This is a genomic window from Burkholderia sp. BC1 (assembly GCF_052683555.1).
Map to the genome: position 1 here is coordinate 16,315 of NZ_JBQYLP010000201.1, position 24,443 is coordinate 40,757.

General features: G+C 67.8%; 22 protein-coding genes and 1 pseudogene. 10 read left to right on the top strand and 13 right to left on the bottom strand.

The features are described 5' to 3' along the window. Positions 1 to 52: 52 nt before the first annotated feature. Positions 53 to 1,243, bottom strand: coding sequence for an NAD(P)H-dependent flavin oxidoreductase (locus ACSHSS_RS30955; protein WP_105855418.1), 1,191 nt, complete (start codon positions 1,241 to 1,243; stop codon positions 53 to 55). Between the two features lie 116 nt (positions 1,244 to 1,359). Beyond that, entirely contained in the window at positions 1,360 to 2,796 is a 1,437-nt protein-coding gene (locus tag ACSHSS_RS30960; protein WP_445546036.1) for an aldehyde dehydrogenase family protein, read from the bottom strand. A gap of 221 nt (positions 2,797 to 3,017) precedes the next feature. Between ACSHSS_RS30960 and ACSHSS_RS30965 the strand changes: the two genes are divergently transcribed. Continuing rightward, complete coding sequence (locus ACSHSS_RS30965; protein WP_006399981.1) at positions 3,018 to 3,383, top strand: hypothetical protein; 366 nt, start codon at positions 3,018 to 3,020, stop codon at positions 3,381 to 3,383. A gap of 12 nt (positions 3,384 to 3,395) precedes the next feature. Here the strand turns inward: ACSHSS_RS30965 and ACSHSS_RS30970 are convergent, their stop codons facing one another. After that, positions 3,396 to 3,860 carry an Lrp/AsnC family transcriptional regulator gene (locus ACSHSS_RS30970; protein WP_217262716.1) on the bottom strand — a complete coding sequence of 155 codons (465 nt, stop codon included), beginning with the start codon at positions 3,858 to 3,860 and terminating at the stop codon, positions 3,396 to 3,398. Positions 3,861 to 3,993: 133 nt separating this feature from the next. On the opposite strand from ACSHSS_RS30970, the gene ACSHSS_RS30975 reads away from it, so the two are divergent. Further along, the gene (locus ACSHSS_RS30975) at positions 3,994 to 5,040 is read left to right on the top strand and encodes a zinc-dependent alcohol dehydrogenase family protein (protein WP_445546037.1); all 1,047 of its coding nucleotides are present in this window, start codon (positions 3,994 to 3,996) and stop codon (positions 5,038 to 5,040) included. 111 nt (positions 5,041 to 5,151) lie between these two features. Here ACSHSS_RS30975 and ACSHSS_RS30980 read toward each other — a convergent pair. From ACSHSS_RS30980 to ACSHSS_RS30995, 4 genes and pseudogenes are all read right to left on the bottom strand, one after another. After that, positions 5,152 to 5,289: pseudogene (locus ACSHSS_RS30980) on the bottom strand (DUF2501 domain-containing protein); the annotation flags it as partial. Positions 5,290 to 5,304: 15 nt separating this feature from the next. Continuing rightward, on the bottom strand, positions 5,305 to 7,509 hold the full coding sequence (locus ACSHSS_RS30985; RefSeq protein ID WP_445546038.1) for a TonB-dependent receptor domain-containing protein: 2,205 nt from the start codon (positions 7,507 to 7,509) through the stop codon (positions 5,305 to 5,307). Positions 7,510 to 7,626: 117 nt separating this feature from the next. Next, on the bottom strand, positions 7,627 to 8,316 hold the full coding sequence (locus tag ACSHSS_RS30990; protein WP_445546039.1) for a helix-turn-helix transcriptional regulator: 690 nt from the start codon (positions 8,314 to 8,316) through the stop codon (positions 7,627 to 7,629). Then, positions 8,235 to 8,657, bottom strand: a complete 423-nt coding sequence (locus ACSHSS_RS30995; RefSeq protein ID WP_445546040.1) for a hypothetical protein — start codon at positions 8,655 to 8,657, stop codon at positions 8,235 to 8,237. Before ACSHSS_RS30995 ends, ACSHSS_RS30990 begins: the two co-directional genes overlap by 82 nt. A 103-nt stretch (positions 8,658 to 8,760) precedes the next feature. Between ACSHSS_RS30995 and ACSHSS_RS31000 the strand changes: the two genes are divergently transcribed. From ACSHSS_RS31000 to ACSHSS_RS31015, 4 genes are read left to right on the top strand one after another with little or no spacing between them, the layout of a single operon-like run. Further along, positions 8,761 to 9,879, top strand: coding sequence for an ABC transporter substrate-binding protein (locus tag ACSHSS_RS31000; protein WP_445546041.1), 1,119 nt, complete (start codon positions 8,761 to 8,763; stop codon positions 9,877 to 9,879). 7 nt (positions 9,880 to 9,886) lie between these two features. Next, positions 9,887 to 10,822, top strand: a complete 936-nt coding sequence (locus ACSHSS_RS31005; RefSeq protein ID WP_445546042.1) for an alpha/beta hydrolase — start codon at positions 9,887 to 9,889, stop codon at positions 10,820 to 10,822. Further along, positions 10,819 to 11,880 (top strand): FecCD family ABC transporter permease, encoded by a 1,062-nt coding sequence (locus tag ACSHSS_RS31010; RefSeq protein ID WP_445546043.1) that lies wholly within the window; start codon positions 10,819 to 10,821, stop codon positions 11,878 to 11,880. Before ACSHSS_RS31005 ends, ACSHSS_RS31010 begins: the two co-directional genes overlap by 4 nt. After that, positions 11,873 to 12,682 carry an ABC transporter ATP-binding protein gene (locus ACSHSS_RS31015; RefSeq protein WP_445546044.1) on the top strand — a complete coding sequence of 270 codons (810 nt, stop codon included), beginning with the start codon at positions 11,873 to 11,875 and terminating at the stop codon, positions 12,680 to 12,682. Before ACSHSS_RS31010 ends, ACSHSS_RS31015 begins: the two co-directional genes overlap by 8 nt. 211 nt (positions 12,683 to 12,893) lie before the next feature. Here ACSHSS_RS31015 and ACSHSS_RS31020 read toward each other — a convergent pair whose 3' ends face one another. Both ACSHSS_RS31020 and ACSHSS_RS31025 read right to left on the bottom strand, forming a co-directional pair. Next, positions 12,894 to 14,486, bottom strand: coding sequence for an ABC-F family ATPase (locus ACSHSS_RS31020; protein WP_006404738.1), 1,593 nt, complete (start codon positions 14,484 to 14,486; stop codon positions 12,894 to 12,896). Between the two features lie 132 nt (positions 14,487 to 14,618). Further along, entirely contained in the window at positions 14,619 to 16,898 is a 2,280-nt protein-coding gene (locus ACSHSS_RS31025) for an AsmA family protein (protein ID WP_445546045.1), read from the bottom strand. A 144-nt stretch (positions 16,899 to 17,042) separates the two neighbouring features. On the opposite strand from ACSHSS_RS31025, the gene ACSHSS_RS31030 reads away from it, so the two are divergent. Together ACSHSS_RS31030 and ACSHSS_RS31035 are read left to right on the top strand one after the other, a co-directional pair. Further along, positions 17,043 to 17,744: an ABC transporter ATP-binding protein gene (locus tag ACSHSS_RS31030; protein WP_105842220.1), complete on the top strand. Its 702-nt coding sequence runs from the start codon at positions 17,043 to 17,045 to the stop codon at positions 17,742 to 17,744. Next, entirely contained in the window at positions 17,741 to 18,544 is an 804-nt protein-coding gene (locus ACSHSS_RS31035) for an ABC transporter permease (protein WP_006399960.1), read from the top strand. Before ACSHSS_RS31030 ends, ACSHSS_RS31035 begins: the two co-directional genes overlap by 4 nt. A gap of 27 nt (positions 18,545 to 18,571) precedes the next feature. Here ACSHSS_RS31035 and ACSHSS_RS31040 read toward each other — a convergent pair whose 3' ends face one another. The 3 genes from ACSHSS_RS31040 to ACSHSS_RS31050 all read right to left on the bottom strand — a co-directional run bounded on the left by ACSHSS_RS31040 (position 18,572) and on the right by ACSHSS_RS31050 (position 21,034). Beyond that, positions 18,572 to 19,048, bottom strand: a complete 477-nt coding sequence (locus ACSHSS_RS31040) for a PliI family lysozyme inhibitor of I-type lysozyme (protein WP_217262728.1) — start codon at positions 19,046 to 19,048, stop codon at positions 18,572 to 18,574. 253 nt (positions 19,049 to 19,301) lie between these two features. Then, complete coding sequence (locus tag ACSHSS_RS31045) at positions 19,302 to 19,853, bottom strand: DUF6013 family protein (protein ID WP_445546046.1); 552 nt, start codon at positions 19,851 to 19,853, stop codon at positions 19,302 to 19,304. 164 nt (positions 19,854 to 20,017) lie between these two features. Next, positions 20,018 to 21,034, bottom strand: coding sequence for a zinc-binding alcohol dehydrogenase family protein (locus ACSHSS_RS31050; protein WP_012213275.1), 1,017 nt, complete (start codon positions 21,032 to 21,034; stop codon positions 20,018 to 20,020). A gap of 118 nt (positions 21,035 to 21,152) precedes the next feature. Between ACSHSS_RS31050 and ACSHSS_RS31055 the strand changes: the two genes are divergently transcribed. After that, positions 21,153 to 22,094, top strand: coding sequence for a LysR family transcriptional regulator (locus ACSHSS_RS31055; protein ID WP_445546047.1), 942 nt, complete (start codon positions 21,153 to 21,155; stop codon positions 22,092 to 22,094). A gap of 133 nt (positions 22,095 to 22,227) precedes the next feature. Further along, positions 22,228 to 23,073 (top strand): phosphoserine phosphatase SerB, encoded by an 846-nt coding sequence (gene serB / locus ACSHSS_RS31060; RefSeq protein ID WP_445546048.1) that lies wholly within the window; start codon positions 22,228 to 22,230, stop codon positions 23,071 to 23,073. Between the two features lie 96 nt (positions 23,074 to 23,169). On the opposite strand, the gene ACSHSS_RS31065 is transcribed toward serB, so the two are convergent. Next, a complete protein-coding gene (locus tag ACSHSS_RS31065; protein ID WP_006399953.1) occupies positions 23,170 to 24,351 on the bottom strand; it encodes a cystathionine beta-lyase in 1,182 nt (393 codons plus the stop codon). Between the last annotated feature and the right edge of the window lie 92 nt (positions 24,352 to 24,443).

Consider the following 24,443-nt stretch of genomic DNA (forward strand, 5'->3'; position numbering starts at 1 on the left):
GAATAATGATCTCCATTTTCCGTGTAGGGTCTTTCGCGCATCTTGATGTCCGTCAAGCCAGCGTAAACGTGGGACGGTTTGTCGCAGGCTCTGCCGCGCGGCCGGTCAGCAGCAGGTCGAGCAGATCGCGCACGCTGCGGATCGCACGGCCGAACGGCAGCGCTTCGCGGCCGCGGAAGAACAGGCCGTTGGCGACGTCGCCGCGCAGCGCGGCGGCGAGCCGCGTATCGATACAGAAATGCCCGAACCGCTCGATGCCGTCGCGCAGCCCGCATACGCTCAGGCATTCGAGCGCGGTCGGGCAGCGCTGCTTCAGCGCACCGAGTTTCGCGCGGATGCGCGCCTCGTTGCGCAGATAGCGGTCGAGCCACGGCGTTCTGACCGCGCGCGCGGGCAGGCCCGTCACGCTGACGAATTCGACGATGTCGTCCGGCGTCGCATCGGCGAGCACGCGCTTGAAGTTCGGATGCGCGTCGCCCTCCTCGGTCACCGCGAACGGCGTGCCGACCTGGACGCCGTGCGCGCCGGCCTCGAGCGCCGCGCGCACCGCGTCGTGGCTGTTGATGCCGCCCGCGACGATCAGCGGAATCGCGTCGCGGGCGATGCCGAGCGACGCGATCGCCTGCGCGGCGTCGTCGAGCACGCGTGCGAAGTCGAAACGCGGATCGTGCATGTCGGCGAGCTGCGTGACGCCGAGGTGGCCGCCCGCATGCGCGGGATGCTCGATCACGATTGCGTCGGGCAGCCGGCCCTTCTTCATCCACTTCCTGAGCACCAGCGCGATCCCGCGGCCGTCCGACAGGATCGGAATCAGCGCAATGTCGCGGCCCTGCACGAGATCGGGCAAGTCGAGCGGCAGGCCGGCGCCCATCACGATCGCGTCGGCACCCTCGTCGCAGGCCACGCGGACGTAGTCCGCATGCGCGCTCACCGCCTTCATCACGTTGACCGCGATCATCCCACGCCCTTGCGCGTACGTCTTCGCCAGCCGGATCTCGCGCGCGAGCGCCTCGAGGTTCGCCGCTTCGAGCGTCGCACGGTCGGGCTGCGCGCGACAGCGCGCGAGCAGATCCGCATGATGGTGCCGCAGGTCGATGCTCGCGATCGTGCCGAGCGCGCCCTCGTGCGCGACGCTGCCGGCCAGCCGGTGCGCGGAGATGCCGACGCCCATGCCGCCCTGCACGATCGGCAGCAAGGGACGGCCGCGGATCGTGAGCGGCGGAAAGGAACTGCGGACGGTCATCTGAAGCCTCGTCGAAACATCGTCGGAAACGCGATGATCGACGATCGGCCGCCGCGCACGTTGACGGCCGTCAACGAACGACGACGGCACGCGTGCGCGCCGTCGTCGCGCCGCGCTCAGGCCGGCTTGCGCGCGGGCAGTTGCAGCGACTTGTACTCGAGATATTCGTCGAGACCGTACACGCCGTTCTCGCGGCCGTACCCCGACTGCTTGAAGCCGCCGAACGGCGCGGCCGGATTCCACGCGCCGCCGTTGATGTCGACCTGGCCCGTGCGCAGCCGGCGTGCGACGCGCAGCGCGCGCTCGTCGCTGCCGGCCCATACCGCGCCGCCGAGACCGTACGGCGAGTCGTTCGCGATGCGCACCGCGTCGTCCTCGTCGCGGTACGTGATGATCGACAGCACGGGCCCGAAGATCTCCTCCTGTGCGATCGTCGATTTCGGGTCGACGCGGCCGAACACGGTCGGCTTCACGAAGAAGCCCTTGTCGATGCCGTTCGGCAGGCCGGTGCCGCCCGTCACGAGCTCCGCGCCGTCGTCGATCCCGCGCTGGATGTACGCGAGCACGCGTTGCTGTTGCGCCGCCGACGCGAGCGCGCCGAGGCGCGTCGTGTCGAGGCGCGGATCGCCGGCGACGTAGGCTTCGGCCGCCGCCTTCGCGAGCGCGCGCGCCTCTTCGTAGCGCGCTTGCGGCACGAGCATCCGCGTGTGCGCGGAACAGGTCTGGCCGGCGTTCAGATAACAGGCGTTGACGGTGCCCTTCACGGCTGCCGGGAAATCGGCGTCGTCGAGAACGATCGACGCCGACTTGCCGCCCAGTTCGAGCGCGACGCGTTTCACGCTCGCCGACGCGAGTTCGGCCACGCGCTTGCCGGCACGCGTCGAGCCCGTAAACGACACCATGTCGACGTCGGGATCGGTCGCGAGCACCTCGCCGACGACGGGGCCGTAGCCGCACACGAGGTTGAACACGCCGGCCGGCAGCCCCGCTTCGTGGATCGCTTCGGCCAGCATGAACGCGTTGAGCGGCGCGATTTCGGTCGGCTTCAGCACGACCGTGCAGCCGGCCGCGAGCGCCGGCGCGACTTTCAGCGTGATCTGGTTCAGCGGGTAATTCCACGGCGTGATCGCCGCAACGACACCGACCGGCTCGCGCACGACGAGCGAATGGCCGACCTGCGCTTCGAATGCGAACGATTCGGCGAGCTTCGCGTACGCGTTCCAGTTGTAGATCGGGCCGCCGACCTGGATCGCGCGCGACAGCTTGATCGGCATCCCGACCTCGCCGACGATCGACTGCGCCAGTTCCTCGTGGCGCGCCTGCAGACGCTCGGCGATCCGGCGCAGATAGCCCGCGCGCGTGGCGGCCGGCGTCGCCGCCCAGCCGTCGAACGCGGCGCGCGCCGCGCGGATCGCATGCTGCGCGTCGGCAGGCAGCCCCTCCGGAATCCGGCCCATCACAGCCTCGGTGCCGGAGTCGATCACGTCGATCGTGCCGCTGCCGGCCGGCTTGCACCATGCGCCGTCGATATAGAACTGGTCGTAGATTTTCATCGTCGTTCCTGTCTCCCGGAAAGCGGTCATTCTAGCGACCGCCGCACGCGCCGACGACGCCCGCCGCGCGCGCGTGCGCGCCGTTCCGGCGACGCAACATCGGCGCAACACCGGCACGACGACGGATGCGCGGCATGGCCTGCATCGTGCTATGTTTTTAATATCGGCGCCGGCCCGCACGGCCGCGCCACCCGGAACCGATGCCTTTCGTGAGCGCTGCCATGACCGACGCATCCCACACCCTCGGCTCGCACGACCGCCTCGAGCTACTTTGCTGGCTCACCTGCGGCAATCTCGGCGCGTTTTACCTGAACGAATCCTGGCCCGACGCCGCCTTTCAGGTGAAGGCCGCGCACCGCTGGCTCGATCGTCATCAACGGCAAGCCGACTGGCTGGCAATCGCGAAGCTCGCGGCGCTCGCGCAGGACATCGCGAAGCGCCACGCGAGTTTCGTCGACGCCACGTGGGCACGCGATGCCGTCGAGGAAATCGTCGACACCGACGATCTCGACTATCGCGCGAAGCTCGTGCAGTGGGTGTACGACGACTGCTGCAAGGCGCTCGCCGACAAACGGCTGGCCGATTAACCGCCGCCCGCGTCAGACGATCGGCAGCCGGTGCGTCGACTTGAGCTGGCGCAGCGACAGATTGGAGCGGATGCTCAGCACGCCCGGCAGCTTGCGCAGCACCTTCTCGACGAAATGGCTGTAGTCGTCGAGATCGGCCGCGACCACCTGCAGCAGGAAATCCGCTTCGCCGGTCGTGTTGTCGCACGCGAGCACGTTCGGGCTCGCGGCGATCAGCCGTTCGAATTCGGCCGTCACCTCCTCGCTGTGCTGGGTGCAGACGATCTGCACGAACGCCATCACGCCGAGCCCGAGCTTGCGGCGGTCGAGCCGCGCGTGATAGCCCTCGATCAGCCCCGCGTCCTCGAGGCGCCTGAGCCGGCGCCAGCACGACGTCTCGCTCAGCGAGAACGCTTCCGCGAGCCGCGCATTCGAGACGCGCCCGTCCCGCTGCAGCATGTCGAGCATCCCGCGATCGATCTTGTCCAGTTGTTCCATGAAAGCTCCTTGCAGCGATGGCGCATCGGTCGCAAGGCTAGCCCAAAAGAGCCTGCGCCTCAATCGAAAAACGAAAGATAAATCCGATATTGCGCGGTTATAGTGAAAGAGTCATTCGCAACAGGAGGAAATGGTGAAAGCAGTCGTTTACGAAGCGTTCGGCGCCGCGCCGCGCGTGATGCAGGTCGCGGACCCGACGCCCGCGCCGGACGGCGTCGTGATCGAGGTGAAGGCGACCGGCGTCTGCCGCAGCGACTGGCACGGCTGGATGGGGCACGATCCGGACATCGTGCTGCCGCACGTGCCGGGACACGAACTGGCGGGCGTGATCGTCGCGACCGGTGCGGACGTCACGCGCTGGAAGGCCGGCGACCGCGTGACCGTGCCGTTCGTCGCCGGCTGCGGCCGCTGCCCCGAGTGTCATTCCGGCAACCAGCAAGTATGCGAGCGGCAATTTCAGCCGGGCTTCACGCACTGGGGTTCGTTCGCCGAATTCGTCGGCATCCATCATGCGGACCTGAGCCTCGTGCGGCTGCCCGATTCGCTCGATTTTCCGACCGCGGCGAGCCTCGGCTGCCGGTTCGTCACGTCGTTTCGCGCGGTCGTCGATCAGGGGCGCACGTCGGCCGGCGAATGGGTCGCGGTGCACGGCTGCGGCGGCGTCGGGTTGTCGGCGATCATGATCGCGAACGCGATCGGTGCGAATGTCGTCGCAGTCGACATTTCGGCGGCCGCGCTTGCGCTCGCGCGCGCGGTGGGCGCGGCGGCGACCGTCGATGCGTCGCAGGTCGCCGACGTCGTCGATGCGGTGAAGGACATTACCGGCGGCGGCGCGCACGTGTCGCTCGACGCGCTGGGCCACCCGAGCACCTGCTTCAACTCGATTGCGAACCTGCGTCGCCGCGGCCGGCACGTGCAGGTCGGGCTGATGCTCGGCGAGCATGCGACGCCGGCGGTGCCGATGAGCAAGGTGATCGCCCACGAGCTCGAAATTCTCGGCAGCCACGGAATGCAGGCGCATCGCTACGATGCCATGCTCGAAATGGTGCGCGCCGGCAAGCTGGCGCCGAGCCGGTTGATCGGCAAGGAAATCAGCCTCGGCGAGTCGGTCGAGGCGCTGATGAACATGAACCGGTTCGAAGGCGCCGGTGTGACGGTCGTAACGGATTTTTCGCACTGAAAGCGGATGCCGGGCGCGCGATCGCGTCGTCCGGCATCGCGTTGCGCTCTCGGTTCGCGCTCTCCGTTCGCGCGCGACGGTTCGACGCACGCGAACGGTGCGCGCTGCGGCTTACAGCAGCGATTTCGCCTGCGACAACACCTTGTCGCAGATCTGCTTCGTGACCTGCTGCTTCAGGCCGCCACCGCTCAGATCGAGCTTGTTGCCGTTGCCGGCGTCCAGAATTCCGCTGGCGCCGCTCGTGTAGCCGCGCCGGCCATGCCGTCACATTTCGGCGGTCAAACTCACCGCAACACGGCGCCCTTGATCGACCAGCCAGTTGCCGCCGAGCCCGGTCGTGCGGGTCCGATCGTCGATCGGCACCATCTTGTTGGTCAGGTTCAGCAGCGCGAAATTGACGGAGAAGCGTTTATCGATCCGATAGCGGCCGCCGAGATCGAAGGTCGTCGTCGACGGGCGTTCACGCACGCCCTGCGCACCGTTGCGGAACGCGGCCCAGTATTCGCTGCCGATGTAGTTCGCCGCCGCGTAAAGGTCGAGCTTGGCCGTCGGCGTCCAGTCGACCTGCACGTTGAATTTGTGCTTCGGCGTCTTGTCGAGCGGGTAGCCGTCGAGCGAGCTGCCGTTGAACGCCTTTTCGCCGCTGCCTTCGCGACGCGATTCGGTCAACGTATACGCACCCGACACTTTCAGCGTGCGCGACAGGCGCGTACCGGCGCCGATCTCGAGTCCATAGAGCTTGACCCGATCGATGTTGTCGTAGACGTAGATGTTGCGACCCGGCGAGCGCCGATCGGGCTTGCCGGTGTCGTAGCTCGCCACCTTGTTCTTGAACAGGTTATTGAACAGCGTCAGCCCTGCATACGTGTCGCCCACGTCGTAGCGCACACCGAGTTCCTCGGTCAGGCTCGTCTCGGGCTTGAGATCGGGGTTGCCGCACAGCGTGCCGGGCATCGCGCCCGCCGCACCGCCCGACGTCATGCAGTAACCGCCCGTGCTCTGGCGCAACGACGGCGGACGGAAACCGGTCGATACGCCGCCGCGCACTGTCCACGCCTTGCCGAGCTGGTACACGCCGTAAATCCGCGGGCTCACGTGGCTGCCGTAGCGATCGTCGTGATCGAGCCGCAGGCCCGTCGTCAGCGTGAAACGGTCGTTGAAGAAATAGTCGTTCTCGCCGAACAGCGCCCACGCGTTGCGCGTGATGCGATTCGCGTTGGCATCCCTGCCCTTGGGGACGGCGTCCTGCATGCCGACGCCCGAGAGCCGCGACCAGATGTGCTGGCCGCCGACCGTCAGCATGTTGCGCTCGCTCCACCACGGCACCGCAGCCTTGGCCTCGAGAATCGTGTCGGTCAAGGCCGGCTTCACCGGCGACCGTCCGATCGGCGTCCACTGATCCTGCACACCGCGCTCCCCGTACAGCGACACCGTCGTGTCGCCGAAACCCCAGCGACCGTCGTGCGTGATGCCCCAGTAGTCGCGAACGTGACGCGTCTCGGTGAGTGCCGACGCGGACGTACGCGGCGTGAGCGGCGCGGCGCTCTTGCCCGGCGTGCTGAGATAGGTGAGCTGCTCGCGCCCGACGTTGACGCTCACATCCTGGTTGCTCGCGGGTTTCGCCGACAACTTCACGTCGAAGCTGCCGATCCGCTGCCCGTTCGCCCCGCTCGCGCCGCTGTTCGGATAGTAGATGTCGTCTTCGCCGCGATGCAGGAGACGCCCCGACGCCTGCAACCCGAGCACGTCGGATTTGAGCGGCCCGCCCAGCCAGAAGTCGACACTCTGCGTGTCGCCCTGGTCCGATTCGAGCTGCCACACGCTGCCGGCCGTCACCGTGCCGCCCCAGCGCTTCGGCACCTTGCGCGTGATCACATTGATCACGCCACCCATTGCGTCGGCGCCGTACAGTGACGACATCGGGCCGCGCACGATCTCGATGCGCTCGATCGCGGACAGCGGCGGCAGCAGATTCGACTGCACGCCGGCCGTGCCGCGGTTCATCGTTTCGCGCGTGTTCTGCCGACGGCCGTCGACGAGGATCAGCGTGTATTCCCCCGGCATCCCGCGAATCGAGATGTCCTGGTCGTTCGGCGAGGCGCCGACGACGCTCACGCCTTCCACATTCGAGACGATCTCGGCGACCGAGGTATAGGGCTTCGCTTCGATGTCCTCCCGGCTGATCACCGAAATGCTCGCGGGCGCCTCGCGGATCGCCTGCTCGCGCCGGCTCGCCGTGACGACGATTTCCTTCAGCGCGGCCGCATCGGCGGCGGCATCGGGTGACGCGGCATCGGGCGACGCGGCTTTGGTCGGCTCAACGACCGCGGCCCGCGCGGTAACCGACGATGCAGCGGCGGGTGTCGCCGCCCGCTCGGACGTCTGCGCCCACGCGCACGACGCCCCCATCAGATACAGGCCGGCGACGACAACCGGTTTCAACGTAAAGCTTGCGACTTGACTCGACATGGTGGCACTTCCGAAGTTTCATAATGCAATTGATTCTCATTTTCATTATGAAACATGAAAGTGACCGAAACCTTTGTGTAAGCATCGAACTCGTTTGAGCGCCGTCACCCTCTCCCGTCAACGGTGGTCGCTGCGCCGCGCGAGCGTCGGGGTGACGCCGAAGCGGCGTTTGTAGGCCGTCGCAAAATTCGCCGCGCTCGTGTAGCCGGCCAGCGCTGCGGCTTGCTTGACGCTCACCGCGTCGCGCTCGAGCGCGAGCCGCGCGCGCTGCAGACGCTGTTCACGAACGAAGTCGAACACGGTCGTACCGTAGGCGGCCCGGAACTGACGCTGCATCGCGTTCGCGCTCATTCCCGCGTGCCGGGCGATGTCGTCGATCGACAGTTCCTGCGCTGCGTCGCTTGCGAGGAAAGCGCGCAATTCGGCCATCCGGCGATAGTCGCGCGATCCGAGCGGCGCATCCACGGTCTGCACCGCGTCGGTCTCGAGCGGCGCAAACGCCTCCGCAAGCAGTTCGAGCACGCGGCTTTCCAGATAGATGGCCTGCAGCATCGGCTGATAGGCTGGCGGCCGTACGATCTGCTCGGCGAGCGCCGTCGCGCGCGGCGTCGGTTGCCAGAAACGGATCGCGAGATGCGCGGACAGCATCGCGTCGAGCTGCTTCGGCAATGCGCCGCAACTGGCCGCCTGCAGATGTCCGAGCCATTCCCCCGACATCGCGAGACTCAGCCGCCGCGCATAACCACCCTTGCTGAGCCGCCGGCGGAACGTATCCGGCTCGACCGCGTTGAGCAAAAACGACTGCATGCGCCGGCCGGCCGCGCGATTTCACTGCGCGTGCGGACTGCCCGTCGCCCCTCGGTCGTCAGCACCACGCGCCGCTCGCCGTACGACACGTCGAGCGCCCCTTCCAGCAACAACACGAGATGCAGGCCCGGCGAACACTGTCCCGACATGACGGCATCGAATTCGTCCGTTGCATCGTCCGCATGGATACGCAGGCCGGGCCGCACCTCGCGGATTCGTGCGACGTGCGCGTCATGTCGATAGCGATCGGAATGGAAAGCGGCTGGCGTCGGCGATGTCATGTCGTCATACCCCCGTACGCGAGCCCCTTCGGCGCCCGCGCAAATCATTTTGGCGTTCAATCAAACAGCCGACGGCCCTGCCGCGGCCCCGGCTCGACTACAATTAAATGCGAATCGTTCTCATTAACATCGTATCGGGAGTCGCGTGAGAAAGACAAGCGGAATGTGGGCTGCACTGGCCGTCTGGCTGTGCAGCTGGCTCGTGGTGCAGGCCGCGCAGGCAGGCACGACCACCATCACCGACCTGGCCGGGCGGCAGGTCCGAATTCCTCGGCATGTCGAGCGCGTGCTGCTCGGCGAAGGCCGCCTGCTGCCGGCGCTCGCGGTGGTCGACAACGACCCGGCGCGCCGGCTCGTCGGCATGATGGGCGATTTCGAACAGCTCGATCCGGCGAGCTACGCACAATGGCTCGCGCGCTTCCCGCGCCTGAAGGACGTGCCGCGCATCGGGCGCTCGCAGTCCGGCAGCTTCAGCGACGAGCGCGCACTCGCATTACGCCCGCAGGTCGCGATCTTCGGGCTCGGCGGCGGCCACGGTCCCGGCGAGCGCGATCGCGAGACGCTAGCGCGGCTTGAAGCGGCCGGTGTCGCGATCGTGTTCGTCGACTTCCGCCACGATCCGCTCGCCAACACGCCGCGCAGCATCGCGCTGCTCGGCCAGGTGCTTGGCTCGCCGCAGCGCGCGACGGCATTCAACGCGTATTGGCAGCAACAGCTCGATCTGGTCCGCACGCGGCTCGCAGCTGCACGTCCCGTCGCGCCGAGCGTTTTCCTCGAGAGCCGCGTCGGCCTGTCGAACGACTGCTGCGACACGATGACCGGAATGATGGGCCATCTGCTCGACGCCGCCGGCGGCAACAACGTTGCGAAAGGTCCCGTGCCGGGCGAGCACGGCACGCTAAATCCGGAATACCTCCTGAGCCGACAGCCCGATTTCTATATCGGCACCGCGATCGGCTCGCGGCAGACGCTGCAGAGTGCGCCGCAGCGCATCGCGCTCGGCCCCGGCGTGCGGCACGACGACGCCGTGCGCTCGCTCGACCGCTCCTTGAAACGACCGCAGATCGCACCGCTGCGTGCGGTTCGCGAACGACGCGCGTACGCCATCTGGCATCACTTCTACAATTCACCGTTCAACGTCGTGGCCGTTCAGGCGATGGCCAAGTGGCTGCACCCGACGCTGTTCGCCGATCTCGATCCGCGCGCCACCTTCGACACGATGGTGCAACGCTTCCAGCCCGTTCCGCTGCAAGGCGAATACTGGGTGCAGGAAGGGTCCTGAGATGCGGATGCCAGCTTCCTCCATGCGTCGCTCCCTGCTCGTCGCCGGGCTTGCCGGTCCGCTCGGCGGCCATTTCGCGGCCGCGCGCGCTACCGGCACCCCGGCATGGCCCGCGGTCGACACCGCACCGCCGATCGTCGTGGCAAACAGTTGTCAGTTCGACGTGACCGTTGGCGGTCGCTCGCGGCGCCTGTTCGTCGCTCTGCCCGCCGAACGGTCCGGCACTGCGCCTCATCCCGTGCTCACCGTGCTCGACGGCAATGCGCTGTTCCCGCTCGCCGCGCAACTGGCCCGCAATCGCCACGCGCGGCCGGACGGCACGCGCGATGCCGAAACCGTCGTGATCGGCATCGGCTATCCCGTCGACGGCCCCTACGACATGGCGGCACGCGCGAACGACTACACGCTCGCGCCGCTGCCGGACGGCCGCGGCGTCGTCGCGGACCGCTTTCTGGACTTCATCGAGCATGACGTGCAACCATGGCTCGCCCGTCAGTTGCCCGTCGATCGCGAACGGCAAACGCTGTTCGGCCACTCGTACGGCGGACTGTTGACGCTGTACGCGCTGCTCACGCGCCCGCATCTGTTCCGGCGCTACGTAGCCGCGAGCCCGTCCATCTGGTGGGGCGATCGCGCGCTGCTGCCCCATGCCGACCGCTTCGTCGCGCAAACGGCTCCGCTCGCGCCGCCGCTGCGCCTGCTCGTAACCGCCGGCAGTCTCGAGGAAGGCGCGCCGAACCGCGATGTCGAGCGGATGCGCCGCCAGCAGGCGCGCAAGCAGGTCAGCTCTGCCCGAGACTTTGTCGCGCGGGTCGGCGGCCGCCCAGGGCTCGACGCCGCCTTTCGCCTGATCGACGGCGAAGATCACGGTGGTGTCGTGCTGCCGAGTCTCGCGCTCGCATCGCGCATGGCCGACGACCGCGCCCCCGGAGCAGCCGCATGAGTTCGACGCCTGTTTCTTCGCCGTCACTGCGGCTGCGCTACCGCGCGATCGCCGCGCGGCGCATCGGCGCACTCGCCGCGCTCGCGTGCGTGCTCGTCACGTTGCTGCTCATCGACATCTCGACCGGTCCGTCTTCGTTTCCGCTCGCCGACCTTGTCGGAGGGCTGCTTCGCCCCGACGGACTGCCGCTCGAACAGCGCGTGATCCTGTGGGACGTGCGCCTGCCCTACGCACTGATGGCCGTGCTCGTCGGCGCATCATTGGGATTGGCCGGCGCCGAAATGCAGACCGTGCTGAACAACCCGCTGGCGAGCCCGTTCACGCTCGGCATGTCGGCCGCCGCGAGCGTCGGCGCGTCGCTCGTCGTGCTCTCCGGATGGCACCTCGTGCTGTGGAACGAGAACGTCGCCCTGTCGCTCGGCGCATTCGCATGCGCGAGCCTCGCGACGCTGCTGATCGTCTGGCTCGCTTGGCGCCACGGCGCAACGACAGAAACCGTCGTGCTGTTCGGCATCGGCCTCATGTTCAGCTTCGAGGCGCTGCTGTGGCTATTGCAGTTCGTCGCCGACGCCAATGCGCTGCAACAGATCGTGTTCTGGAGCATGGGCAGCCTCGCGCGCGCAACATGGGGAAACATCGCGCTGCTGAGCTGCGTGTTCGTTGCCTGCACGCTGTGGTCGAGCGCCGACGTCGCATCGTTGACAGCGCTGCGCGCAGGCGACGCGCAGGCGCGCAGCATGGGCATCGCGGTCGAACGACTGCGGCTCGTCGCGCTCGCGCGCATCAGCCTGCTCTCCGCCACGGCGCTGTCGTTCGTCGGCACGATCGGTTTCGTCGGCCTCGTCGGGCCGCACGTCGCACGCCTGCTGGTCGGCGACGAGCATCGCTACTACCTGCCGGGCGCAGCACTCGCGGGCGCGATCATGCTGGCCGGCGCGTCGGTGCTCAGCAAGGCGTTGGTCCCCGGCGTGACATTGCCGATCGGCATCATCACCGCGCTGGTCGGCGTCCCGCTGTTCATGCTGCTGGTCAGTCGCCGCAGGAGGCTCGATGGCTGAGCCGACGCTGAACATCGACGCCCTGTGCGTCCGCTACGGCGCGCGGGTCGTGCTCGAGGATTTGTCGCTCGCACCGGTTCGACCGGGCACGATGATCGGGCTGCTCGGACCGAACGGCGTCGGCAAGTCGACGATGCTGCGCGCACTGGCGCGGCTCGCGTCGTCGAGCGGTCGCGCGACGTTCGGCGGCTTCGATCTGCTGGGCGGGTCGCGCCGCGAACACATGCGCCAGGTCGGCTATCTGCCACAAACCTTGCCGCAGCCCTCGTCGCTGCTCGTGTACGAAGCCGTGTGCAGCGCACTGCGCGCGACCTGCGGCGGCATGTCCGACGCGACGCGCGACCGGCGCCTGCAGCAGGTGTTTTCCCAACTGCGGCTGCACCCGCTGGCGATGTCGCCGCTCGACCAATTGTCGGGCGGCCAACGGCAGATGGTCGGCCTCGCACAGGTACTGGTGCGTGACACACCGCTGCTGCTGCTCGACGAGCCGACCAGCGCGCTCGACCTGCGCTGGCAATTGCTCGCACTGGAGGCTGTCGGCGATGCGGCCCGCCAGCGCGGCGCGATCGTGCTCGTTGCGATGCATGACCTGAATCTGGCGTCGCGTTTCTGTGATCGGCTCGTGCTGTTGAGTCGCGACGGGCTCGTCGCCGACGGGGCGCCGGCCGACGCGCTGACGCCGCCGAACCTGCGCCTGGCGTACCACGTCGATGCGCGGGTCGAACGTACGGCGTCGGGCGACTACGTCGCGCTGGCGGAACGCGCGATTCCGGACGAACGGGTGCCGGCGTGTGGCGATTGAGAGCCTGACCGGTTGAACGGTCGAGTGCTGCGGTGTCCGGCCAGGCGGCGTTCGTGAGCGGTGCGTGCCGTTGCATTTCCACGCACGCGCGAGATTGCCGGTCGCTTGAAACCCCGGTCTGCACCTCGCCCTGCTTCACCATGAAAAACACCCCAAAGGTTGGCTTGACATCCGACCTTTGGGGTGCAGTTTTTTACGGCAAATCAGCGAATCAATCCTGCCCCTGGCTCGCGAGGAAGTCCTCGTAATTCCCACCGAAGTCGACGAGCGTGCCATCCGTCTTCACTTCGATGATCCGGTTCGCCAGCCCGCTCACGAACTCGCGGTCGTGCGACACGAAAATCAGCGTCCCTTCGAACTTCTCGAGCGCGATCTGCAGCGACTCGATCGATTCCATGTCCATGTGGTTCGTCGGCTCGTCCATCAGCAGCACGTTGTGGCGGCCAAGCATCAGCTTGCCCCAGATCATGCGGCCCTTCTCGCCGCCCGACAGCACCTTCACCGACTTCTTGATGTCGTCGGCCGAGAACAGCAGGCGGCCGAGCGTGCCGCGCACCATCGTCTCGTCGTCGCCGTCCTTGCGGTACTGGTCGATCCAGTCCATCAGCGTGATGTCGTCCGGGAACTCCTCGTACGTGTCCTGCGGCATGTAGCCGACGTTCGCGTTCTCGGCCCACTTCACCGAGCCGTGATCAAGCGTCAGATTGCCGTACAGCGCACGCAGCAACGTCGTCTTGCCCGCGCCGTTCTCGCCGATGATCGCGATCCGCTCGCCCGGCTGCACCGACAGGTTGAAGTTCTCGAAGATCGTGCGGTCGTACTTCTTCGTGATGCCTTCGGCGACCACCGCGATGTTGTGCAGCTTCTTCTCGAACTCGAAACGGATGAACGGGTTCTGTCGCGAGGACGGCTTGAATTCCTCGATCTTGATCTTGTCGATCTGCTTCGCACGGCTCGTCGCCTGACGCGCCTTCGACTTGTTCGCCGAGAAGCGGCGCACGAAGTCCTGCAGTTCGGCCACGCGCTCCTTCGCACGTGCGTTCGCGGCCGCCTGGCGCTCGCGCGCCTGCGCGGACGCGAGCATGTAGTCGTCGTAGTTGCCCGGCCAGACCTTCAGCGTGCCGTAGTCCATGTCGGCCATGTGCGTGCACACCGAGTTCAGGAAGTGACGATCGTGCGAAATGATGATCATCGTCGAGTTGTACTCGTTCAGCGTGTGCTCGAGCCAACGGATCGAGTTGATGTCGAGGTTGTTGGTCGGTTCGTCGAGCAGCAGCACGTCCGGCTTCGAGAACAGCGCCTGCGCGAGCAGCACGCGCAGCTTCCAGCCCGGCGCGACGTCGCGCATCGGACCGTTGTGGAACTTCTCCTCGATGCCGATGCCGAGCAGCAGCGCGCCCGCGCGCGCCTCGGCGTCGTAGCCGCCGTATTCGGCGAACTTGCCTTCGAGTTCGGCCGCGTGCATGTAGTCGTCGTCGGTCGCGTCCGGGTTCGCGTAGATCGCATCGCGCTCGGTCATCGCGGCCCACATCTCGGTGTGGCCCATCATCACGACGTCGAGCACGCGCACGTCTTCGTACGCGAACTGATCCTGGCGCAGCTTGCCGAGACGCACGTTCGGCTCGAGCGCGACGTTGCCGCCGCTCGGCTCGAGATCGCCGCCCAGAATCTTCATGAACGTCGACTTGCCGCAGCCGTTCGCGCCGATCAGACCATAGCGGTTGCCCTCGCCGAATTTGACCGAGATATTCTCGAACAAGGGCTTCGGCCCGAATTGCATCGTGATGTTGGCAGTAGAAAGCACGGCAGGTCCCGTTAAGAGAGAAATCGACGGAAAACCGTGTATTTTAGCAGGTGTCGAAGAAACTGCAGACGGCGCCGTTCCGTCCCCGTCAAGGGCGCCGCGCGCGGCGGGCCGTACCGCCCGCCGTGCGCGTCATTTCGACGCCTTCGCCGCGCCCTTCGCCGGCGCCTTCATCTGCGCGAACAGCTGCGAGCACGGCACGTCCTTGTTGTTGCTCGGCGCGATCAGCGGAATCAGCGCCGCGAACGGATTGAGGAGCCCGAGGCCGACCATCGCGCCGGCGCGCAGCGCGAGTGCGCCCGCGTCGACGCCGACGTTCGGATTCTTGAACGTCCCCTTCGCATACAGCGGCGAGCGCAGCGAGAAGATCCGGAAGCCCTTCGTGTGCGGATGGATCTTCAGGTCGAGCGATTCGTCGCGCAGGTTGATCCTGCCGTCGACGTTGATCAGCGCGTCGTCGGTATCGAGCGCGAACACCTTCGGATCGAGCATCCCGTCGGTCGCGACGAAATCGATCGCCGCGCAGTTGATCTTCACGTCGCGATTGCCGAACAGCTTTTCGTAGACGACGTTCGCGACGTTCAGCCCGGCCGCCTCCATCAGCAGCCGGCTGATGCGGCCGTCCGTCACGAGCGCCTTCACTTCGCCGGTCGAAGTGGCCGCGAGCGCGGCCGGCGAATTGCCGCGCGCCGACAGCGACGCGTCGCCGTTGATTTCGCCGAGCGCCGACTGCATCACCTGCTGCGTCGGGAACAGCTGCCTGAGCTTCAGATGCCGTGCCGCGACCGTGAAGCGCCCCTTCAGCGGCGTGCTGCTGCCGTCGAGGTGCGCGGTGGTCGCCAGCGTGCCGCCCGCGACGCCGAACTGCAGCGGCTGCAGCGACAGCACGCCGTCGGTCAGCACGATGTGCGTATAGAGATTCGTGATCGGCAGCTTCGCGCTCTTGATCAGCTTGCGGCCGGTGAACTTCACGTCGGCGTCGAGCGCGCGCCAGCGATCGGTGCGGAACGTCTCGACCGGCAGCACGCGTCCCGGCGGCTGGCGTGTCGTATCGCCGCGCTGCGCCTTGCTCGCGGCCGTATCGGCGCCGATCACGGGCGCGAGATCGGAGAACTGCAGCAGGTTCGACACGAGCTCGCCGGACAGCTTCGGACGCGGATCGCGCTGCGCGTAGGTGAGCGTGCCGCCGAGATCGCTGCCGCCGACGCGGCCGTTGAAGTGCTCGTAGCGGAACGTGCTCGCGTTGCGCTTGAAGTTGCCGATCAGCCGCCCTTCGGTCGCATACGGCGGCGTGTCGGGCAGCGTGATGCCCGTCAGCGGATACAGATGCGACATCGAGGTGCCCTGCAGCCACAGCCGCAGGTCGAGCGCCGCGAGATGCATCGGATCGGTCAGCGTGCCGACGATCGCGAGCCGCGTGTCGCCGGCCTTCACGTCGGCCTGCAGCGGAAACGGCCGCGTCGCATCCTGCACCGCGAGCACGCCGCCGATCTTGCCGGTGCCGCTGATCGGCACGTTCCTGTAGCGCCCGTCGACCTTCAGCCCGAACGCGTAAGTCGGGCCGGTCGGTCGCGCGGGCGCGGCCGCACCGCTCGCGCCGGACGCGGGCGCCGCGGCGGACGCACCCGATGCCGAGGCCGCCGAGGCCGCCGACGTTGAAGACGCAACCGTCGCCGACGCACCGCTCGCGGCTTCCGGCGCGGACGCCGCGGACGCCTCGGACGCCGCCTGCGCATCGGCTCGTGCGCCGAGCTGCGCGGCGCCGCGCTTGCCGACGCGCTGCGCGGACGCCGCGCGCGACGTGCGCTCCTGCTCCTTGAGCACGTCGCCGAGCGGAATCGGCTGCCCGAGCGTATCGATCGCGATCGTCAGATCGGCCTTCGTGATCGCGTCGCGATACGTGACGGTGCCCTTCGCGAATCCGAAGTTGTCGAGCCGCACGTCCCAGCGCGACGGCTGCGACGATTGCTTGAACTGAAAAGTCCAGGTGTTGCGGCCGTCCGCGAGCCGTTCGAGATCGATCGCGGGATTGACGACGTCGATCGACGGAATGACGATCCGATGGGCAAGCAGCGGCAGGAGCGCAAGATCGAAATGCGCGGCGTCGAGCGTCGCGAACCGCGGCGACTTGGCCCAGTCCGGGTTGCCGATCTCGATCTGCGTCGCGGAGAAGCTCGGCCACGGCACCCACGCGCGCCAGCCGGTTTCGCCGTCGGGCCGGCGCCAGTTGACCTTGATGTCGCCGTTGATCGCGAACGGGCGGCCGAGCGCGTCGCTGACGTGCTCGTTGATCCACGGCTTCGCGCGGTTCCAGTCGAAGGTGACGATGAAGACGACGGTGGCCGCGATCAAGATCGCGACGATGCCGACGATCCATGCAGCCGTCTTTCCGATGACTCGGGTAAGCGTCATGGCTGTTCCGTTGTTGTTCTGCGCAGGCGTCGCGCCGTGCCGCACCGTGAACGGCGCACGCACCCGCGCGGAATTTGCAATAGGTATTATGGCGCACGCCGTCGCACGACCTCGGCGCCATTAACGCTTTTTTTCATTTACGACATGACCGCCCCCACCGGCCTCATCGACGCGCACCAGATCACACGTCGCGACGCAGCCTCCGGCAAGACGCTGCTCGAGCCGACCGACTTCAGTCTCGCCGCCGGCTCGAGTATGGCCGTCACGGGCCCGTCGGGCTCGGGCAAGAGCGTGCTGCTGCGCGCGCTCGCGCTGCTCGACCCGCTCGACGGCGGCCAGATCCTGTGGCGCGGCGCACGCATCCGGCGCAGCGCGATTCCGCGCTATCGGCGCAGCGTCGCGTACGTGCGCCAGCGGCCCGCGCCGATGGACGGCACCGTCGAATCGCAACTGCGCTATCCGTATTCGCTCGCGATCTACCACGACATCGCGTTCGATCGCGCACGCGTCCAAGCGCTGGCCGCGCGTGCGGGCCGCGGCGCCGACTTCCTCGCGAAGCGCGCGAGCGAGCTGTCGGGCGGCGAAGCGCAGATCGCGGCATTGCTGCGCGTGCTGCAGCTCGACCCCGACGTGCTGCTGCTCGACGAACCGACCTCCGCGCTCGACCCGGACTCGACGCGCGCGATCGAGGCGCTGGTCGGCGCATGGTTCGACGCCGCGCCCGATGCGCGCGCCTACATGTGGATTTCGCACGATCCGGCGCAGGCAGCGCGGATCGCGACCAAGCACCTGCGCATGCAGGCCGGCGTGCTGCGCGCCGCCGACGCACCGGAGGCCGCGCAATGAGCCCCGCCCTGCAGGATCTGAGCCTCGTCGACGTCGGCATCGCGGCGGCGCTCGTCGCCGTGAACGGCGCGATTTCGGCGGCGCTGTCGCTCGGCCTCGGCCGCAAGCTCGCGCTCGCCGCCGTGCGCACCGTCGTGCAGCTGCTCGCGATCGGCTACGTGCTCGGCTGGGTATTCGGCCATCCGCACTGGTACGTCGTGCTGCCGCTCACCGCGCTGATGACGGCCGTGGCCGGATTCGCGGGCGCCGGGCGCAGCAAGCGCACGTATCGCGGGCAGCGCATCGACAGCATCGCGTCGATCTGGTTCAGCAGCTGGCTCGTCGCGGCGATCGGGCTGTTCGTCGTGATTCGCGTGCATCCGTGGTACGCGCCGCAATATACGGTCCCGATACTCGGGATGATCCTCGGCAACACGCTGACGGGCGTCGCACTCGGCGTCGAGCGGATGATGGAGGAGCTGACGGCGCGCCGCGATCGCGTCGAAACGGCGCTCGCGCTCGGCGCGACGCGCTGGGAAGCCGCGCAGGACGCCGCGCGTCAGGCCGTGCGTGCGGGGATGCTGCCGACGCTGAACCAGATGGCCGTGGTCGGCGTCGTCAGCCTGCCCGGCATGATGACGGGCCAGGTGCTTGCCGGCCAGTCGCCGCTGCAGGCGGTGCGCTATCAGATCGTGATCATGTTCCTGATCGCGGCGGCGTCCGCGCTCGGTACCGTCGGGGCCGTGCTGCTCACGTATCGCCGGCTGTTCTCGGCCGACCATCGCTTTCTCGCGTCGCGGCTCGAAGAGCGCACGTCGTGAGCGCGTCGTGAACGCATCGCGGGGCGCTCAGTGCGTGCCGCGACGTGCGCCGAGCGCGCGACGCAGCGCCGCCGCGACATCGGCACCGGGCGCGAGCCCGTCGACCGACGCGACGAGCGTCACAGCGCGCGACGTCGTCAGATAGGCCTGGGCGCCGACGTAGCCGCCGCTGCCGGCCGAACGCGTCGTCACGATCAGCGCATGAGGCGCACGCGCGCCGAGATCGGCGACGAACGCATCGGTGACGGTGCCGTCGCGCGCATGCAGCGCGCCGCTCACGTAGTCGTCGGTATCGAAGCCGGGCGCCGTGTTCGCGGTCGAATAGACGCGCACCGCATAGCTGCCGGTCGAGCACGGCTCGAGCGCGCCGCTCGACACGACGATCGTCTGCTGCCGCGCCGGCAGCGCGACTTTCTTCACGAAGCTGCAGTCGTCGGCGGCCTGCGCATGATGGGCCGCGACGAACGCGACGGCCGACAGCAGCACGCGCATTCGATGTTTCATCGGAGGTCGTTGGCAGAGAGGGACGATGCCGGCGAGCATAGCGCGACATCGGCATCGCGTCACGCGGCGCGCGAACCATGGAGCGGCGCAGCGGATCGATGCAGCGCGAAACGGCGTGAAGCGAGGCCGCAGCGAGCGCGCGTGGCGCTCGTATCGATGGCCTCCGGCTGCGGATACGGCCTGGCGCCACGCGTACGAACGCAGGCCGCCCGCTCGTTGCGCGCGCACCGGACGATGCCGGCCGCGCGCCGGCTCAGCGCTTGATCGACACGGTCACTTTCGTGCCGTCGTTCATCGTGATGGACTTCGAGCCGCCGTTCGTCGACAGCGACACCCACTTCACCTGGCTCACCGCGACGACGTCCGGGCATTGCAGCGACTTGCCGCCGGCCTTCACGCTGCGCGTGCCCTTCGGCGCGGCCGCCTGAAAGCTCATCTGGACGTTGGCGATGCCCTTCGCGTCGACCGACGGCGCGAGCCGCACCTGCGTCTGGCGCACCATCGCGCCGTTCGCGTCGCGCGGCAGGTTCTGCGCGTTCGGACAGCCGTCCGGCATCGCGACCGCGCCGCTCGGCGGCACCGATTTCCAGTTGAAGTCGTCGGTCTCGCCCGAGCGGATCTTGCGCGTCTCCTGCATGCTGCCGAAGGTCTTCGAGTCGACCTTCACCGTGTATTCGAGCTGCCCCGTGCCGCCGCCCTTCAGGCTGCCCTTGACGGGCGGAGCCGCGACTGCGCTCGCGCTCACGCACGCCGCCGCGATGGCGACGGACCACGCTGCGGCGACCGACAAGCTGCGTTGGCTCATGCTGACCTCCTTGTCTTGCGACGGCACGCGCGTGCCGTGCGGTTTTCGATGCATGCATGATGCGCTGCCAGTCTACCGCCAAGCGCGGCGCGATGCGTTGCGAACGCATCGGGTGTTACCCCGCTTGCGCTCGCCGCATCGCGCCGCTTAGGGACGCTGCGTGCTCAGAAGCCGCTCAGCACCAGCTTGCCGATCGCGCGGCCGCCTTCGAGCAGTTGATGCGCGCGCCGCACGTTGGCCGCATTGATCGTGCCGAGATGCTCGCCGACCGTCGTGCGCAGCGTGCCGTCGTCGATGAGCCGTGCGACTTCGCTGAGAATGCGGTGCTGCTCGATCATGTCGGGCGTCTCGAACATCGCGCGCGTGAACATGAACTCCCAGTGAAACGCCGCGCTCTTCGCCTTCAGCAGCTCGACCGGCACCGGCTTCGCGTTCTCGACGATCGTGCAGATGCCGCCTTGCGGCCGAATGACTTCGGCAGCCGCCGGGAAATGGTGGTCCGTGTCGTTGAAGATCAACACGTAGTCGACGTTCGCGTGCCCCGCGTCGCGCAGCTGTGCCGGCAGATCGCCGAAATGATCGACGACTTCGTCGGCGCCGAGCGAGCGCACCCATTCGGACGACGCAGGCCGCGACGCGGTCGCGATCACGTGCAGCTTGCCGAGCGTCTTCGCGAGCTGGATCGCGATCGAACCGACACCGCCCGCGCCGCCGATGATCAGCACCGTCTTGCCGGCGTCCGCGCCCTGCGGCGACACGTTGAGCCGGTCGAACAGCGCTTCCCAGGCGGTCAGCGCCGTCAGCGGCAGCGCGGCCGACGCCGCGAAGTCGAGCGTGCGCGGCTTCAGTGCGACGATTCGCTCGTCGACTGCGTGGAACTCGCTGTTCGCGCCGGGCCGCGTGATGCTGCCTGCATAGAACACCTCGTCGCCCGGCTTGAACAGCGTCACGTCGGCGCCGACCGCGACGACCGTCCCGGCCGCGTCCCAGCCGAGCACGCGCGGCGTGTCCTCGACCTGCGGCTTCGGTGCACGCACCTTCGTATCGACCGGGTTCACGGAAATCGCTTCGACCTTCACGAGTACGTCGCGCGCACCGGGCACGGGCTGCGGCAGTTCCACGTCGAGCAACGCCTGCGGGTCGTCGATCGGCAAATAACGGGTCAGTCCAACGGCTTTCATGTCGACACTCCTTGTCAGCAGCGGGCCGCGACGCGGCCCCATGAACGTCATCGTAGGCCGCGCGATCCTTAGAAAAAACCGCTATATTTCCTGAAACATTTTCAGGAATTTCCGAACAATGAAGGCCGACCCGATTCCGGCGCCCGACAAGCCGCTCGATCTGCTCGACGTCGGGCTGTTCGTGCGCGCCGCGCTGCTCGCAAACGTGACGGCCGCCGGGCGCGAATTCGGCGTGTCGGCCGCGGTCGCGAGCGCGCGCATCGCGCAGCTCGAACGCCAGCTCGGCGCGCGGCTGCTGCACCGCACCACGCGCCGGATCAGCCTGACGCAGGACGGCGAAATCTTCATGGCGCGCGCCGAAGCGCTGCTCTCGGCTGCCGACGCCGCGCGCGCATCGGTCGGCCGCGGCCGCACCGAGCCTTACGGGCGGCTGAAGGTGTCGATGTCGTCGTCGTTCGGCCGCCAGCATGTGGCGCCGGTGATTCCGGCGTTCCTGCGCCGCTATCCGTCGGTATCGCTCGACCTGCGGCTGTCCGACGAAATCGTCGATCTGGTCGACGAAGGCTACGACGTCGCGATCCGTCTCGGCGCACTGAAGGATTCGACGCTCGTCGCGCGCAAGCTCGCGACCAACCGCCGCGTGCTGTGCTGCTCGCCCGCCTATCTCGCCGAGCGCGGCACGCCGCGCCATCCGGCCGATCTCGCGCAGCACGAGTGCGTGATCCTCGGCGACCAGCGCGACTGGTCGTTCGCGACGCCGCAGGGGCCGTTCACGGTGCGCGTCGGCGGCCGGCTCGTCGCGAGCAACGGCGAGGCGATCCGCGAAGCGCTGGTCGACGGCTTCGGGATCGCGATCAAGTCGACCTGGGACGTCGGCCCGCTGCTCACGAGCGGCGCGCTCGTCACCGTGCTCGACGACTATCCGTTCGCCGAGGACATCGCCGTCTGGGCCGTCTATCCGAGCCGTGCGCACGTGCCGCTGAAGACGCTCGCGTTCATCGCGTTCCTCGCCGAGCATTTCGGCGATCCGCCGTACTGGGACCGCATCGACGCCCGCTAGCCGCCGCCTGCGGCCGACCGGCTACAATGTCGCGTTCGCGACGCGCCGGCCCGGTAGCCGACCGGAGCGCGCGTCCGCAGGCGGCCGCATGCCGGCCGCGCACGCGTTTCATTCGCTTCCCAACCATCCCGTCATGAGCCAGAACCTCGTCATCCAGAGCGTCGCGCCGCTGTCGAACGCGCACCACAAACCGCTGCTCGCGCTGTCGCGCGGCACCCGCATCGTGCAGACCGACGATTGCGCGCTGCGCGTCGAAGGCGCCGATCCCGCGCAGCGCGGCGATCTTGCCGTGTACTGCGGCACGCATGCGCTCGACTTCGCGTTCGTCGACGCAGGCCGCACGCTGCGCGACTTCGGCCTCGTCGTGATGGACATGGATTCGACGCTGATCACGATCGAATGCATCGACGAGATCGCCGATTTCTGCGGGCTGAAGGAGCAGGTCGCGGCCATCACGGAAGCGTCGATGCGCGGCGAGATCCGCGACTTCAACGAAAGCCTCACGCGGCGCGTCGCGCTGCTCGCGGGCCTCGACGCGCACGCGCTGGAACGCGTCTATGAAGAACGGCTGCAGCTGTCGCCGGGCGCCGAGACGATGCTCGCCGGCGTGAAGGCAGCCGGCCTGAAGACGCTGCTCGTATCGGGCGGCTTCACGTTCTTCACCCAACGGCTGAAGGCGCGGCTCGGTCTCGACTACGCGCATGCGAACACGCTCGAGATCGTCGACGGCAAGCTGACCGGCAAGGTACTCGGCGAAATCGTCAACGCCGACGTCAAGGCGCGCCTGCTGCGCGACACGTGTGCGTCGCTCGGCATCGCGCCGAGCCGCGCGATCGCGATGGGCGACGGCTCGAACGACCTGAAGATGATGGCGGAGGCCGGGCTGTCGGTCGCGTTCCACGCGAAGCCGGTCGTGCGCGACGCGGCGACGGTCGCGTTCGATCACGTCGGCCTCGACGGGCTGCTGCGGCTGTTCTGACGCGCAACGCCGCGCACCGTAGAGACGACAACGCCGGCGCGAATCGCTTCGCGCCGGCGTTTCTTTTTGCCGCAGCGTGCTACGCGTACGCGGGACTCAGCCGAGCGCCGCGTGCAGCGCGCGTTCGATGTCCGCGCGCAGATCGGCTTCGTCTTCGAGACCGATGTAGAAACGCACCAGCGTGCCGCGATGCGGCCACTCGGGCCGCATCGACGCGACGTCGTACGGCACCGCGAGGCTGCATGCGCCGCCCCAGCTCCAGCCGATCGCGAACAGCTGGAGCGACTCGACGAAACGATCGACCTGCGCGGCGCTGTACCGCTCGTCGAACACCACCGAGAACAGCCCGCCCGCGCCCGTGAAGTCGCGAACGAACGACTCATGGCCGGGACAGTCGGGCAGTTGCGGATGCAGCACGGTAGCGATCTCGGACCGCGTCTTCAGCCACTTCGCGAGCGACAGCGCGCTCTTGCTGTGCGCGTCGAAGCGCAGCTGCATGCTCGGCAGGCTGCGCAACACGAGCGAGCAGTCGTCGACCGACACGCCGACGCCGCAGCGCATCCGTGCGAGCTTCAGCTGCGCATGCAGTTCCGCGTTCGCGGTGATCGTCGCGCCCATCAGCAGATCGCTGCCGCCGGACTGGTATTTGGTCAGCGCCTGCACCGAGATGTCGACGCCGTGCTCGAACGGCTTGAACGCGAGGCCCGCCGAATACGTGTTGTCGATTGCGGTGACGACGCCGCGCGCACGGGCGGCCGCCGTGATCGCGCCCACGTCCGGCACTTCCATCGTCACCGAGCCGGGCGCCTCGAGCCAGATCAGCCGCGTGTTCGGCTGGATCAGCTCGGCGATGCCGGCACCGATCAGCGGGTCGTAGAAGCGCGCGGAAATGCCGAAATCCTTCGCGAGCCAGTTGCCGAAATCGGCGTTCGGGCCGTACACGTTGTGCGGAATCAGCACGTCGTCGCCCGCTTTCACGACGGCGAAATACACGTTCATGATCGCCGCGAGCCCCGACGGCTGCAGCAGCGCGTGCGTGCCGCCCTCGATCTCGGCGAGCCGCTGCGCGAGCGCGAGCGACGTCGGCGTCGCATGCAGCCCGTAGCGCCACTGGCCGTCCTTGCGCCAGTCGAGCTGGCGCATCGTCGCGAGATCGGGAAACACGACCGTCGACGCGCGTGCGACCGGCGGCACGAACGAGCGGAAGCCCTCCGGAATGACGTCGTCGGGTTGAACGATACGGGTCTGCAGTGCGCGCTTCGAGGTGGATTCAGTCATGACAAGGAAGCCGGACAGGCGGCCTACGGTTGCGGATATGTCGCTAGGGAAACGCTGATTTATTCGGCTCGGCGGTCATCGCAGACGTAGCC

Bases quoted from the DNA above. Each gene is read 5' to 3' on its own strand.
- ACSHSS_RS30990 (WP_445546039.1), bottom strand. From the start codon at position 8,316: ATGCAGTCGTTTTTGCTCAACGCGGTCGAGCCGGATACGTTCCGCCGG.
- ACSHSS_RS30960 (WP_445546036.1), bottom strand. From the start codon at position 2,796: ATGAAAATCTACGACCAGTTCTATATCGACGGCGCATGGTGCAAGCCG.
- ACSHSS_RS31030 (WP_105842220.1), top strand. From the start codon at position 17,043: ATGACCGCCCCCACCGGCCTCATCGACGCGCACCAGATCACACGTCGC.
- ACSHSS_RS30955 (WP_105855418.1), bottom strand. From the start codon at position 1,243: ATGACCGTCCGCAGTTCCTTTCCGCCGCTCACGATCCGCGGCCGTCCC.
- ACSHSS_RS31050 (WP_012213275.1), bottom strand. From the start codon at position 21,034: ATGAAAGCCGTTGGACTGACCCGTTATTTGCCGATCGACGACCCGCAG.
- ACSHSS_RS30965 (WP_006399981.1), top strand. From the start codon at position 3,018: ATGACCGACGCATCCCACACCCTCGGCTCGCACGACCGCCTCGAGCTA.
- serB (WP_445546048.1), top strand. From the start codon at position 22,228: ATGAGCCAGAACCTCGTCATCCAGAGCGTCGCGCCGCTGTCGAACGCG.
- ACSHSS_RS31010 (WP_445546043.1), top strand. From the start codon at position 10,819: ATGAGTTCGACGCCTGTTTCTTCGCCGTCACTGCGGCTGCGCTACCGC.
- ACSHSS_RS31045 (WP_445546046.1), bottom strand. From the start codon at position 19,853: ATGAGCCAACGCAGCTTGTCGGTCGCCGCAGCGTGGTCCGTCGCCATC.
- ACSHSS_RS31025 (WP_445546045.1), bottom strand. From the start codon at position 16,898: ATGACGCTTACCCGAGTCATCGGAAAGACGGCTGCATGGATCGTCGGC.
- ACSHSS_RS31015 (WP_445546044.1), top strand. From the start codon at position 11,873: ATGGCTGAGCCGACGCTGAACATCGACGCCCTGTGCGTCCGCTACGGC.
- ACSHSS_RS31035 (WP_006399960.1), top strand. From the start codon at position 17,741: ATGAGCCCCGCCCTGCAGGATCTGAGCCTCGTCGACGTCGGCATCGCG.
- ACSHSS_RS31005 (WP_445546042.1), top strand. From the start codon at position 9,887: ATGCCAGCTTCCTCCATGCGTCGCTCCCTGCTCGTCGCCGGGCTTGCC.
- ACSHSS_RS30970 (WP_217262716.1), bottom strand. From the start codon at position 3,860: ATGGAACAACTGGACAAGATCGATCGCGGGATGCTCGACATGCTGCAG.
- ACSHSS_RS31040 (WP_217262728.1), bottom strand. From the start codon at position 19,048: ATGAAACATCGAATGCGCGTGCTGCTGTCGGCCGTCGCGTTCGTCGCG.
- ACSHSS_RS30985 (WP_445546038.1), bottom strand. From the start codon at position 7,509: ATGTCGAGTCAAGTCGCAAGCTTTACGTTGAAACCGGTTGTCGTCGCC.
- ACSHSS_RS31055 (WP_445546047.1), top strand. From the start codon at position 21,153: ATGAAGGCCGACCCGATTCCGGCGCCCGACAAGCCGCTCGATCTGCTC.
- ACSHSS_RS31065 (WP_006399953.1), bottom strand. From the start codon at position 24,351: ATGACTGAATCCACCTCGAAGCGCGCACTGCAGACCCGTATCGTTCAA.
- ACSHSS_RS31000 (WP_445546041.1), top strand. From the start codon at position 8,761: ATGTGGGCTGCACTGGCCGTCTGGCTGTGCAGCTGGCTCGTGGTGCAG.